This is a genomic window from Neisseria viridiae, assembly GCF_962747995.1.
Lineage (GTDB): Bacteria > Pseudomonadota > Gammaproteobacteria > Burkholderiales > Neisseriaceae > Neisseria > Neisseria viridiae.
Genome location: NZ_CAUJAJ010000002.1, coordinates 97879 through 109709 on the forward strand (window position 1 = coordinate 97879; position 11831 = coordinate 109709).

Here is an 11831-nt window from a genome sequence, read left to right on the forward strand (position 1 = left end):
TCTGCTTCAGACGGCATCCGGATTCAAATGCCGTCTGAAAACACAAAAGGAACAACCATGACCACACATCATGTCGAATTGAGGAAGGTAACCAAACGCTTCGGGGCGCAAAAAGCCGTCAACCAAGTCGATTTGGTTTTGAAGGCAGGAGAAAGCGTCGGGCTTGCCGGACACAACGGCGCGGGCAAGTCCACCATTATGAAGCTGATACTCGGGCTGATTACCCCGACCGAAGGCGAAGTGATGCTTTTGGGCGAACGTACCGGCAGCAAAGCGGGGGCGCGGCTTCGCAGCCAAATCGGCTACCTGCCCGAAACCGTTGCGCTGCACCCTTCGCTGACCGGCATCGAAACGCTGGACTTTTACGCGAAACTTAAGAAACAGCCGCTCACCCAAAACAGGGGGCTGCTTGAGCGCGTCGGTATTTCACAGGCGGCACACCGCCGCGTCGGCACTTATTCTAAAGGTATGCGCCAACGCCTTGCCTTGGCACAAGCCCTGCTGGGCGAGCCCAAAGTCCTGCTGTTTGACGAACCGACAACCGGTCTTGACCCTGCATCACGACAAATGTTTTACGAAGTCGTGCGCGAACTCAACGGGCGCGGCGCGACCGTATTGCTCAGTACCCACGCCCTTGCCGAGTTGGACGGGCACGCCGACCGCATTGTCGTGATGAAAAACGGCGTTAAGGTTGCCGACGGCAGTATGGACGAATTGCACGTCCAAAGCGGACTGCCGCTGACCGTCAATATCCGCCTCAATGCACCGCGCACCTTGAGCAGCCGCTGGCAGCCGCTTTCAGACGGCATTTCCTATCGGGCACAATGTCAGGCGGAAGAACGTATGGAACTGTTGGGCGAGCTGGGCAGCCTGTCCGACCTTACCTATCTTGATATCCACACCCCGACGCTTGACGAAATGTATGCACAGTTCTTGAAAAGGGAGGACGTATGAATCCTGTTTGGATTATTACTGGAAAAGAAGTCCGCGACAGCCTGCGCAACCGCTGGGTGCTTGCCGCCGCCCTCTTGCTTGCCGCACTCGCCCTTTCTTTGGGTTTTCTCGGCAGCTCGCCCACCGGTTCGGTCAAGGTCGATCCGCTGACCGTTACCGTCGTCAGCCTGTCGAGCCTGTCTATTTTCCTGATTCCGCTGATTGCGATGCTGCTTTCCTATGACGCACTGATCGGCGAAATCGAACGCGGTACGATGGCGTTGCTGTTGAGTTATCCCATTTCGCGCAATCAAATACTTGCCGGCAAGTTTGTCGGACACCTCATCATCCTCGCCCTCGCCACCACGGCAGGCTACGGATTGGCAGGCATTACGCTGCAACTTGCCAACGGCAGCTTTGATATTGCCGCTTGGAAACCCTTTGCATTGTTGATTGCCGCCAGCGTGATTTTGGGTGCGGCTTTTCTGTCTATGGGCTACTTGATTAGTGCAAAGGTCAAAGAGCGGGGTACGGCGGCCGGTATTTCCATCGGTGTGTGGTTGTTTTTCGTCGTCATCTTTGATATGGCGCTTTTGGGTATTCTGGTTGCCGACTCGAAACAGGTCATTACCGCGCCCGTCGTTGAAACGGTGCTGCTGTTTAATCCCACCGATATTTACCGCCTGCTCAACCTGACCGGTTATGAAAATACGGCTATGTATGCGGGTATGGCGGGTTTGAGCGGACAAATCAGCCTGACCGTCCCCGTTTTGCTGACCGCGCAGGTTTTATGGGTTATCATTCCGCTTGTTTTGGCAGCCGGAATTTTTAGAAAGCGACAAATATGAAGAAAACCCTGTTGGCAATTGTTGCCGTTTTCGCCTTAAGTGCCTGCCGGCAGGCGGAAGAGGCGGCGTCTCCTTTACCCCAGCAGATTAGCGATCGTTCGGTCGGACACTATTGCAGTATGAATCTGACCGAACACAATGGTCCTAAAGCCCAGATTTTCTTGAACGGCAAACCCGATCAGCCGGTTTGGTTCTCCACCATCAAGCAGATGTTCGGCTATACCAAGCTGCCCGAAGAGCCTAAAGGCATCCGCGTGATTTACGTTACCGATATGGGCAATGTTACCGATTGGACGAACCCCAATGCCGACACGGAGTGGATAGATGCGAAAAAAGCCTTTTATGTCATTGACAGCGGCTTTATCGGCGGTATGGGTGCGGAAGACGCGCTGCCGTTCGGCAACAAAGAGCAGGCTGAGAAATTTGCAAAGGATAAAGGCGGTAAGGTCGTCGGTTTCGACGATATGCCTGATACCTATATTTTCAAATAAATCCAAACAAAAATGCCGTCTGAACGTTGAAGCCAAGGTTCAGACGGCATTTTTTATAGTGGATTAAATTTAAACCAGTACAGCGTTGCCTCGCCTTGCCGTACTATTTGTACTGTCTGCGGCTTCGTCGCCTTGTCCTGATTTAAGTTTAATCCACTATATTATGGGTTCAAACGGGGCAGGTTTGAACAACTGCCCCATTCCTTATTCCTGACCGGACGTAACGGCGGAATAAGGTTTACATCCCGCCGTAATTCGGCCCGCTCGCGCCTTCAGGGCAAATCCAAGTGATGTTTTGCGTCGGGTCTTTGATGTCGCAGGTTTTGCAGTGCACGCAGTTTGCCGCGTTGATTTGCAGGCGCGGATTGCCGTTTTCTTCAACAATTTCGTACACGCCGGCCGGACAATAGCGCGTTTCGGGCGAGGCGTATTCTTTGTAGTTCACGTCTATCATCGTTTGCGGATTGTTCAGCACCAAATGGTCGGGCTGGTTTTCTTCGTGCGCGAGATTGGCAAGGAAGACGCTGCTCAAGCGGTCGAAGGTCAACACGCCGTCGGGTTTCGGATAATCAATCGGCTTGCACGCGGCGGCTTTTTTAAGCTGCTCGTTGTCTTTGCCGTGATGTTTCAAGGTCCACGGGGCTTTGCCTCTGAAAATCATCTGATCGATGCCGGTGTAGATTGAGCCGAGGTAAACGCCCCATTTGAATGACGGACGGACATTGCGCGCGGCGTAAAGCTCTTGATACAGCCAGCTTTGTTCAAAACGTTGCTGATAATCCGCCGCCTCTTTGCCGCTGTCGAAACCCTCCACTTCTTCAAGGTTTTCCAACAAGGGGAACACGGCTTCGGCGGCGAGCATGGCGGATTTCATCGCGGTATGAATGCCTTTGATGCGCGGCATATTGAGGAAACCCGCCGCATCGCCGACCAAAACGCCGCCTTTGAACGAGAGCTTCGGCAAACTTTGCAAACCGCCTTCAATCAGCGAACGCGCACCGTAAGCAATGCGGCGGCCGCCTTCAAAGGTTTTGCGGATTTCGGGATGGGTTTTGAAACGTTGGAACTCTTCAAACGGCGACAGATAAGGATTTTGATAGTCCAAACCGACCACGAAGCCGACGGCAACTTTGTTGTCGTCGAAATGGTAAACAAACGCGCCGCCGTAGGTTTTGCTGTCCAGCGGCCAGCCTGCGCTGTGCATCACCAAACCGGGCTGATGCTGTTCGGACGGCACTTCCCAAACTTCTTTAATGCCCAAGCCGTAAGTTTGCGGCTGGCTGTTTTGGTCGAGTTGGAAACGTTCGATGATTTGCTTGGAAAGCGAACCTCGGCAACCTTCGGCAAACAGGGTTTGCTGTGCCCAAAGCTCCATGCCGGGCTGGAATGAATCGGTCGGCTCGCCGTTTTTGCCCACGCCCATATTGCCGGTTGCAATGCCTTTGACCGAACCGTCTTCGTGATACAGCACCTCGGCGGCGGCAAAGCCCGGATAGATTTCCACGCCCATATTCTCCGCCTGCTCCGCCAACCAGCGCACGACTTCGCCCAAGCTGGCGATGTAGTTGCCATGATTGTCGAAATTGGGGGTAACGGGCAGATTGAACGCTTTTTTCTCCGTCAGGAACAACACTTTGTCCTGCGTTACCGTGCGCGTCAGCGGCGCACCTTTTTCTTTCCAGTCGGGAATCAGCTCATTCAGCGCAATCGGATCGATAACCGCGCCCGCCAGCGAATGCGCGCCCGCCTCCGAACCTTTCTCCACCACGCAAACGCTGATTTCGCGCCCGTTCTGTTCGGCAAGCTGCTTGAGTTTGATGGCAGCAGACAAACCCGACGGGCCTGCGCCGACAATCACGACATCGTATTGCATACTGTCGCGGGTGATGGATTCTGTCATGGCGGTTCCTGTATGTTTGTTATCGATTTTAAAACGGGCAATTATACAACGCAGACAGTCGCTTACCAAATAAAACAATGCCGTCTGAAGGCTTCAGACGGCATTCGGAAGGCATTTGCCCCGATGCGGGCAGAAATGTTTTTTATTGGCGGTTTGCATCCATACTTTTCGGGTTGGGAAGGTGGCGGGATATTTTGCTGATTTTGTCAGATTGGATTAAAAAACGGCGGCGTTTTGGAAGCAGTCGGTTTGTGTATTGATGCCAAAATGCCGTCTGAAGGCTTCAGACGGCATTCGGGTTTGAGGGTTATTTCATCGCTTCGCTCATTGCCTTGATATTGTGGCGGTACATGCCGATGTAGGTGTCTGCGGGCGCTCTGCCGAGTGCGTCGGAGTAGAGTTTGCCGCTGACGTTGACGCCGGTTTCTTTGGCGATGCGGTCAACCATGCGGGTGTCTTTGATGTTTTCGGTAAATACGGCTTTGATGCCTTCGCGTTTGATTTGCCGGATGATGGCGGCGACTTGTTTGGCCGAAGGCTCGGCTTCGCTGCTCACGCCTTGCGGGGCGATGAACTCGATATGGTAACGTTTGCCCATATAGGAAAAGGCATCGTGCCCGGTCAGGACTTTGCGTTTGGCGGCAGGGACGGCGTTAAATGCGGCTTGTGCGTCGCTGTGCAGTTTTTTAAGCTGCATTTGGTAGTTGCCCAAGCGTTGTTGATAATAAACTTTGCCTTCGGGATCGGCCTTTATCAGGGCTTCGGCAACGTTTTGGGCATAGGCGGACATAAGGACGGGGTCGTTCCAGACGTGGGGGTCGTATTCGCCGTGGTCGTGGTGGTGTCCTTCGTGGTCATGATCGTGGTCGTGATGGTGTCCGCCTTCTTCTTCGGCTTTGAGGGGTTGGATGCCTTTGGTCGCTTCGGCATAGGATACTTTGCTCTGTTTGACGGCACGTTGGATGTCGGCGGCTTCAAGTCCCAAGCCGTTGAGCAGGACGAGTTTTGCACTGCGGATTTTTTTAATGTCGCCACTGGTCATGTGATAGGCATGAGTATCTTGGTTGGCTCCGACCAAACTCTGTATGGATACGCGCTCTCCGCCGATTTGCTTGGCAACGTCGCCTAAAATGCTGAAGCTGGTTACGACGGGCAGGGGGGCGGCAGTTGCGGCAGTGGTCAGCAATGCGGCAATAAGGGTGAGTTTGAGGTGTTTCATAACTGTTCTCCTGTGATATAACGTAACATCTGTTATGGTAAAACAAGCCGTCTGTTTGTTCAAGCGGCTTGCGGGGTCAGGTGGTGTGGTGGCGGTGGTTTTTGAGCCATTTGGTCAGAATGCCGCCTTCTTTGCCGAGTATGACGGAAAAGAGATAAAGGACGCTGCAACAGAGGATGATGGCGGGACCGGAAGGAATTTCGATGTGGTAGGAAATGAGCAGTCCGCTCAAGCCGCATAGCAGGGCTGTCAGAACGGACAGAAGGATGAGTGCGCCCATGTGCTTCGCCCACAGGCGGGCGGTAATGGCGGGCAGCATCATGAGTCCGACGGACATGAGTGTGCCGAGGGCTTGAAAGCCGGATACGAGGTTCATGACGACCAGGACGAGAAAGAGGACGTGCCAAAGCCCGCCTTTGCCGCCGACGGATTTGAGAAACAGGGGGTCGATGCTTTCGAGTACGAGCGGGCGGTAGATGACGGCAAGGGTAAGCAGTGTGAGGGTGGATACGGCGGCGATGAGCTGTAGGGCGGGGATGTCGACGGCAAGTACGGAGCCGAAAAGCAGATGCAGCAGATCGACGCTGCTGCCGTTTTTGCTGACGAGGACGACGCCGATGGCGAGGCTGCTGAGATAAAAGGCGGCAAAGTTGGCATCTTCTTTCAGGGTGGTAAAGCGGCTGACGAGTCCGGCAAGCAGCGCCATCAGCATGCCTGCAACTACGCCGCCCAAGCCCATGGCGGGCAGGCTCAAGCCGGCAAACATGTAGCCGACGGCGGCGCCGGGCAGGACGGCGTGGCTCAATGCGTCGCCTATCAGGCTCATACGGCGCATGACGAGGAATACGCCGACGGGTGCGGCACTGAGGGACAGGCAGAAGACGGATGCGAGGGCATAGCGCATGAAGTCGAATTCTGCAAAGGGGGCAAGGAGCAGGTCGTAGAGGTTCATGGTGTCTGGTGTGGGGCGTGGTTTCGGGCAGTATTTATGAGGCGCACCAGTCGGGGCTTTCCTGTTGCTGCATTTTGGCGTTGGCTTGGGCGAGGTAGGGTTCTGTCAGAATGGTCTCGGTTGCACCTGCCGCAATTTTTTCGCGGGCGAGCAGCAGGGTATTGGGAAAGTAGGCGCGGACTTGTTCGTAATCGTGCAAAACGGCAATGATAGCGTGTCCGTTGCAATGACATTTTTGCAATACGTCGAGAAGCTCGTAGGTTGTCCGTGCATCAACGGCATTGAAGGGTTCGTCCAGAAGTAGGAATTTGGCGTTTTGAACCAGCATTCGGGCAAAAAGGACACGCTGAAATTGTCCGTTTGAGAGGTGGGCGATTTGGCGGCGTGCAAACTGCCGCATTCCTACACGCTCCAAGGCTTCGTGAACGCGTTGTTTTTGAGCGGTATTTATCCCTTTGAAAAAACCGATTTCATACCACAGCCCCATTGCCGCCAAGTCGAAAACAGTCATAGGCTGGGAGCGGTCGATGTCGGACTGTTGGGGGAGGTAGGCGATGTTTTGACGGGTCAATCCGTCCAACCGGATGCTGCCCGTATCGATAGGCTGCAATCCCATTAGGGATTTAAGAAAGGTGGATTTCCCCGCGCCGTTCGGCCCGAAAACCGCCCACATACTATGTTCTTCAAAAGTAATGTCAACGTGGTGTACGGCAGGACGGCGGCGGTAGCTGACGGTCAGGTTTTCGACAATGATGCTCATGCGGATACTGCCCAAAAGTAAACGCCCCATAAAAGGGATACGGCAATCAGGGCAAGGATGAGGCGGAAGGTCAATCCTGATAGTAAAAGAGAAGGTGTCATGATGATTTGCGGTTTTAAAAGGGAAGGCGGTAAAGCGTTTATCGTTATATGGCTGATATGATACTGTATAACGTTTGGTCTGTAAATTCTGCTTGAATAGGTGGGAGTGATTGTTAATCAAGGTGGATGAGGGTCAGGCATATCGCTGCCTTGCCGGCATCGCGGCAATAAGAAATGCCGTCTGAAGGTTCAGACGGCATTGGGGAAAACGGTTTGAATCAACCTTTGCGTGCAGGCAGTTTTTCTTTGATGCGTGCAGCTTTGCCGGTCAGGCCGCGCAGGTAGTAAAGTTTGGCACGGCGTACGTCACCACGGCGTTTGACTTCGATTTTTTCGACGGTCGGAGAGTACAGTTGGAAAGTACGTTCCACACCTTCGCCGCTGGAAATTTTACGGACGATGAAGTTGCTGTTCAAACCACGGTTGCGGCGGGCGATAACCACGCCTTCGTAGGCTTGCAGGCGGCTGCGTGTACCCTCTACGACGCGTACGGATACGACTACGGTGTCGCCCGGTGCGAATTCGGGGATTTCTTTGTTCAGGCGGGCAATTTCTTCTTGCTCGAGCTGTTGAATCAGGTTCATTGTTTTTTTCCTAAATTATGATTGGATTTCCCGTTGCTCTTGCCGGATAGTTTCCAAGAGGCGGGATTCCTTTGGGATTAAAACGCGCTTTTCCAAAAGATCGGGTCTGCGCTCCAAGGTGCGGCGCAGCGATTGTTCCAACCGCCATTCCGCTATCAAGCCATGATTGCCGGAACGCAATACTTCCGGAACAGCCATGCCTTGAAATTCTAAGGGTTTGGTGTAGTGTGGGCAGTCCAAAATGCCGCTTGAGAACGAATCCTGTTCGGCAGACTGCATATCGCCCAATACACCGGGTACGAGCCTCAATACCGCATCCATCAGCATCATGGCGGGAAGCTCTCCGCCGGAAACAACAAAATCTCCGATGCTGATTTCTTCATCGACGCTGCTTTGCAGCAGCCTTTCGTCTATGCCCTCATACCGTCCGCACAATAAAATCATATGCGGGAGCTTGGCCAGTTCTACCGCTTTTTTATGTGTCAGCGGTTTCCCTTGCGGGCTGAGGTAGATGACTTTTGCGGTTTGGGAAGATTGTGCTTTGGCGTGTTCTATCGCCGCATGAAGCGGCGGAGCCATCATAATCATTCCCGGACCGCCGCCGAACGGGCGGTCGTCGATGTAGCCCAATCTGTTGTCGGCAAACTTTCGGGGATTGACTGCTTCAAACTGCCAGATTCCCTGTCTGTTTGCGCGTCCCGTTACGCCGTAGTGGGTAATGCTGTCGAACATTTCGGGGAAAATGGTAACTGCCTGGATAAGCATCAGTAGTCCAAACCCCAGTCGGCAGTAATGGTCTTGCTGCCGGTATCGACGGTTTCGATATATTGGGAAACGAACGGAATCAGGATTTGCCCGTATTTTCCATTAACCACTAATACGTCGTTTGCACCTGTTTCCATCAGGTTGCTGACTTTACCCAGGATGGTATTGTCTTTATTGGTAACGGTCATGCCCACCAAGTCGGCCCAGTAGTATTCTCCTTCTTCCGTCGGTGCGAATGCTTCACGGGGGATTTCGATGGTGTAACCGCGCAATGAGAATGCCAAGTCGCGGTCGTTTATGCCTTCAAATTTGACTTGGAGCTCACCGTTGACAACTTTACCCTCCTCAAGGGTAACGACGACAGTTTTTCCGTCTTTAACCAATTGCCACTCGGGGTAATCCAAAAGGCTGTCGGAATACTCGGTATTGGCAGCAATTTTTAGCCAGCCTTTTATGCCGAATACACCTTTGATGTAGCCCATGGCTACCCGGTTTTGAGTGTCTGTCATGTCGGAAAATACGGATTAGGCGGCTTTTTGTTCTTTAATCAGTTTTGCAACAGAGTCGCTAACCTGCGCACCTTGTGCAATCCAGTGGTTCAGGCGGTCTGCGTTGAGGCGTACGCGCTCTTGTTTTTCGTTGGCTACGGGATTGTAGAAGCCTACGCGTTCAATGAAGCGGCCATCGCGGCGGTTGCGTGAGTCAGTAACGATGACGTTGTAGAAAGGGCGGTGTTTTGAGCCGCCGCGTGCCAAACGGATAACTACCATCTTTAGGTCCTTTTGAGAAAATCGGATATATGGAAACTGCTAATTTTAGGGTATTTTGTGGTTGGTGCGCAAGTTTTTATTTGTTTTTGTTGTTGTTGTTTTGTCGGGCACGAGGTGAAGGTATGCACGGTATAGGTTTTTTTCGGTGTCTGATTCTTTGAGGGTAAATCCTGATTTTTCAGCAAGTTTGATCATGGGGGTATTGGTTTTGAGGATGTCGGCACTCATGCTCAGGTAGCCTTGTTGTGTTGCGGTATGGATGGCGAGGTTCATCATTTGCTGTGCCAGCCCGCTGCCGCGCATATTTTCTGCCAATGTGATGCCGAACTCGCATTCGTTGCGGTTCAAGCGGCTGTGGCGGACGACGGCGACGATGTTGTCGTTATTATCTTTTGCTGTCCATGCGGCTTCGCAGTAGTAGTCCGGGTTGCATAAGCGTGCCAATGTACCTTCAGGAAGTTCGTTGGTGTGGGTCATGAAGCGTGTGTACCGTGCTTCGGGGCTGAGGCTGCGGACGAACTGCTGTTTGACTTCTGCGTCTTCGGGCAAAAGGGGGGTAATGGTAACGGTTGTGTTGTTTTTTAGGGACAGTGTTTTGGGGTGTGCTGCGGGATAGGGGGCAAGTACGTTGGGTACGGCTGCTCCGGTTTCGGTTTTGCTGCCGAGCAGTTCTGCGGCGGCTTCGCTTGTGTGGCGGAGAAATTCGGCGGCTGTCGGGTTTTTGTGTTTCAGGTATGCGGCGGCACTCTGCATTTTTGCGGCGGCATGTTCGAGGGTTTGGGCGGCTTTGCCTGTGTTCTTGCGTTTGGGCGTGTCGTGTGTTTCGGGTGCCTTTAAGATGAAATCGCTGCTGTATTGTCCGCCGTTGAGGTTGAGGGTGATGCCGAGAATGTGTTGGCGGTATTCGGGAATGACGGTCAGTGTGTGCAGGAACTGATCGAGGGTTTGTGTGTCGTCGAGTTCGGCAAAGCGGGCAAGGTGGCGGCTGTCGAGTGTGGTAAACGGCGGGAGTACGGCAGTGGTTTGTCCGTTGCAGTGTGCGGTCAGGATGTCGCCATAGAGGGGATGGCTGTCGAATTGGAATTGTACGGCGTTGTGGGTGGAAGGGCGATAGGGTGGAAGGTGCAGGGCTTCGGCGAGCAGGGAAGGGTTTGCCGCTGTAAGGGCTTTTTTGATGTTTTGGGGTTGCGGTGTTTTCAGACGGCATGGCTGCGGCGGTGCAATGTCGAGCTGTGCCTGCTTCAGGGCGGCGGCGGTGTTGCTGTAGGAAAGGGTGCGGATTGCCTGTGTGGGTGTGTCGAAATGGGTTATGCCGTCTGAAAAGGGGCTGCTGACGAGCAGGGGTTTGGCGGTCTGTTCGGACAGGCGGATAAGGGCGCGTGCTGTTTTTTTGTAATCCTCGTGTCCGTAGGGGCTGAGGATGGTCAGGACGGCTTGGGTGTCGGGGCGGGCAAGCTGACGTGAGGCGATGTCGTGGCAGATTGAGGGTGTGGGTGTGCCGGTCAGATGTCCGTTGCGGATGTGATGGGGAAGGTTGGGAAAGTGGAGGGCGAGGTTTTTTGGCGCGTGCGCGTTCAGCCATTCGGCAGGCGTGTCGGACAGAATGTCGAGTCGGGACAGGGGTGGAAGGTCGGACAGTTGGGCGCGCAGTGCGGCTTCAAGGTCGTCGGCGTTGAAACTGATGAGGAAGTTGCAGTGTCGGGCAAGGCAGTGCAGTACGGCACGGTCGGTTTCTGTCGTGCGGCAGGTGATGTGGAGAATCAGCGGCGTATGGCGGGTAAATTGGCGGATTGCGCTGAACAGTTTGCGCTGATCCTCTTCAGGGTTGTGGTGTAGGACGGCGGTTTTGGTGTGCAGGCTGTGTCCGAAGCGGTTGAGCCAATCGGCGGATGTGATGGGGCTGATGCCGGGATGCAGGCTGATGTGGCGGGATGTGCCTTGACGGAGTTTGTTCAGGATGTTGTCGATTTGGCGGCTGACGGCGGCATTGCCGGTCAGTATGGCGGTATGGCCTGCGGCGTATCCGTCTTGGGTGCTGATGTTGAGTCCGAGTGAGGGCAGTTGGATGCCTGCGGTGGTGCAGGCGGTGATGTTGAGTCCGTTGACGTGGTGTTTGCGGATGGCAGTTTCGGCGGTGTGCAGTTCTGAGGTAGACAGGCTGTCCCAGTCCTGTATGAGGATGATGTGTCGGAGCTGCTTTTTGCGGCAGGTTTTGAAGAGGGTGTCGTAACTGTCGGGCGGGGTAACGGCAATAATCAGGTCTGCACTGCCGGGGATTTTGTTGAGGCTGGTGTAGGCGGGCAGTCCGGCTATGGTGTGGTGGCGCGGGTTTACGGGGGTAATTTTTCCTTGAAAGGGCGTACTCAGCAGGTTGCTGAGTACGCGTTCGCCCAGGCTGTACGGACGTTCGCTCGCGCCTATCAGGATGATGTGGTTGGGCATGAAGAAGTAGCCGGGATCGGTTTGTGTCGGCATGATATATTCCTTTGCGGACGGTATGTGCGTGAT

At 54.0% G+C, this 11831-nt stretch carries 13 protein-coding genes; 4 read left to right on the forward strand and 9 right to left on the reverse strand.

The genetic code is table 11. From position 1 onward, the window contains the following. Window positions 1-57 precede the first annotated feature (57 nt). From Q9J79_RS02350 to Q9J79_RS02360, 3 genes are read left to right on the forward strand one after another with little or no spacing between them, the layout of a single operon-like run. A complete protein-coding gene (locus Q9J79_RS02350; protein ID WP_301912513.1) occupies window positions 58-954 on the forward strand; it encodes an ABC transporter ATP-binding protein in 897 nt (298 codons plus the stop codon). Further along, a complete protein-coding gene (locus tag Q9J79_RS02355; RefSeq protein WP_003709598.1) occupies window positions 951-1781 on the forward strand; it encodes an ABC transporter permease in 831 nt (276 codons plus the stop codon). The genes Q9J79_RS02350 and Q9J79_RS02355 overlap by 4 nt, the downstream gene beginning before the upstream one ends. Further along, window positions 1778-2272 carry a nitrous oxide reductase accessory protein NosL gene (locus Q9J79_RS02360; protein WP_301912440.1) on the forward strand — a complete coding sequence of 165 codons (495 nt, stop codon included), beginning with the start codon at window positions 1778-1780 and terminating at the stop codon, window positions 2270-2272. Before Q9J79_RS02355 ends, Q9J79_RS02360 begins: the two co-directional genes overlap by 4 nt. Before the next feature lie 238 nt (window positions 2273-2510). On the opposite strand, the gene Q9J79_RS02370 is transcribed toward Q9J79_RS02360, so the two are convergent. Beyond that, window positions 2511-4172, reverse strand: a complete 1662-nt coding sequence (locus tag Q9J79_RS02370) for an electron transfer flavoprotein-ubiquinone oxidoreductase (protein ID WP_301912441.1) — start codon at window positions 4170-4172, stop codon at window positions 2511-2513. Window positions 4173-4184: 12 nt separating this feature from the next. Between Q9J79_RS02370 and Q9J79_RS02375 the strand changes: the two genes are divergently transcribed. Next, window positions 4185-4373 carry a hypothetical protein gene (locus tag Q9J79_RS02375; RefSeq protein WP_304711353.1) on the forward strand — a complete coding sequence of 63 codons (189 nt, stop codon included), beginning with the start codon at window positions 4185-4187 and terminating at the stop codon, window positions 4371-4373. Window positions 4374-4479: 106 nt separating this feature from the next. Here the strand turns inward: Q9J79_RS02375 and Q9J79_RS02380 are convergent, their stop codons facing one another. The 8 genes from Q9J79_RS02380 to Q9J79_RS02415 form a co-directional block, all read right to left on the reverse strand. Further along, window positions 4480-5391 (reverse strand): metal ABC transporter substrate-binding protein, encoded by a 912-nt coding sequence (locus Q9J79_RS02380; protein ID WP_301912442.1) that lies wholly within the window; start codon window positions 5389-5391, stop codon window positions 4480-4482. 76 nt (window positions 5392-5467) lie between these two features. Continuing rightward, the gene (locus Q9J79_RS02385) at window positions 5468-6343 is read right to left on the reverse strand and encodes a metal ABC transporter permease (RefSeq protein WP_301912443.1); all 876 of its coding nucleotides are present in this window, start codon (window positions 6341-6343) and stop codon (window positions 5468-5470) included. Window positions 6344-6377: 34 nt separating this feature from the next. Further along, window positions 6378-7103, reverse strand: coding sequence for a metal ABC transporter ATP-binding protein (locus Q9J79_RS02390; RefSeq protein WP_301912514.1), 726 nt, complete (start codon window positions 7101-7103; stop codon window positions 6378-6380). A gap of 319 nt (window positions 7104-7422) precedes the next feature. Beyond that, a complete protein-coding gene (gene rplS / locus Q9J79_RS02395) occupies window positions 7423-7788 on the reverse strand; it encodes a 50S ribosomal protein L19 (protein WP_002217809.1) in 366 nt (121 codons plus the stop codon). A gap of 15 nt (window positions 7789-7803) precedes the next feature. Further along, complete coding sequence (trmD, locus tag Q9J79_RS02400) at window positions 7804-8553, reverse strand: tRNA (guanosine(37)-N1)-methyltransferase TrmD (protein WP_301912444.1); 750 nt, start codon at window positions 8551-8553, stop codon at window positions 7804-7806. Then, window positions 8553-9062, reverse strand: coding sequence for a ribosome maturation factor RimM (rimM, locus tag Q9J79_RS02405; protein ID WP_301673467.1), 510 nt, complete (start codon window positions 9060-9062; stop codon window positions 8553-8555). The genes trmD and rimM overlap by 1 nt, the downstream gene beginning before the upstream one ends. A gap of 15 nt (window positions 9063-9077) precedes the next feature. Continuing rightward, the gene (gene rpsP, locus Q9J79_RS02410) at window positions 9078-9323 is read right to left on the reverse strand and encodes a 30S ribosomal protein S16 (protein WP_096107917.1); all 246 of its coding nucleotides are present in this window, start codon (window positions 9321-9323) and stop codon (window positions 9078-9080) included. A 45-nt stretch (window positions 9324-9368) separates the two neighbouring features. Next, window positions 9369-11798 (reverse strand): bifunctional acetate--CoA ligase family protein/GNAT family N-acetyltransferase, encoded by a 2430-nt coding sequence (locus Q9J79_RS02415; protein ID WP_301912445.1) that lies wholly within the window; start codon window positions 11796-11798, stop codon window positions 9369-9371. Between the last annotated feature and the right edge of the window lie 33 nt (window positions 11799-11831).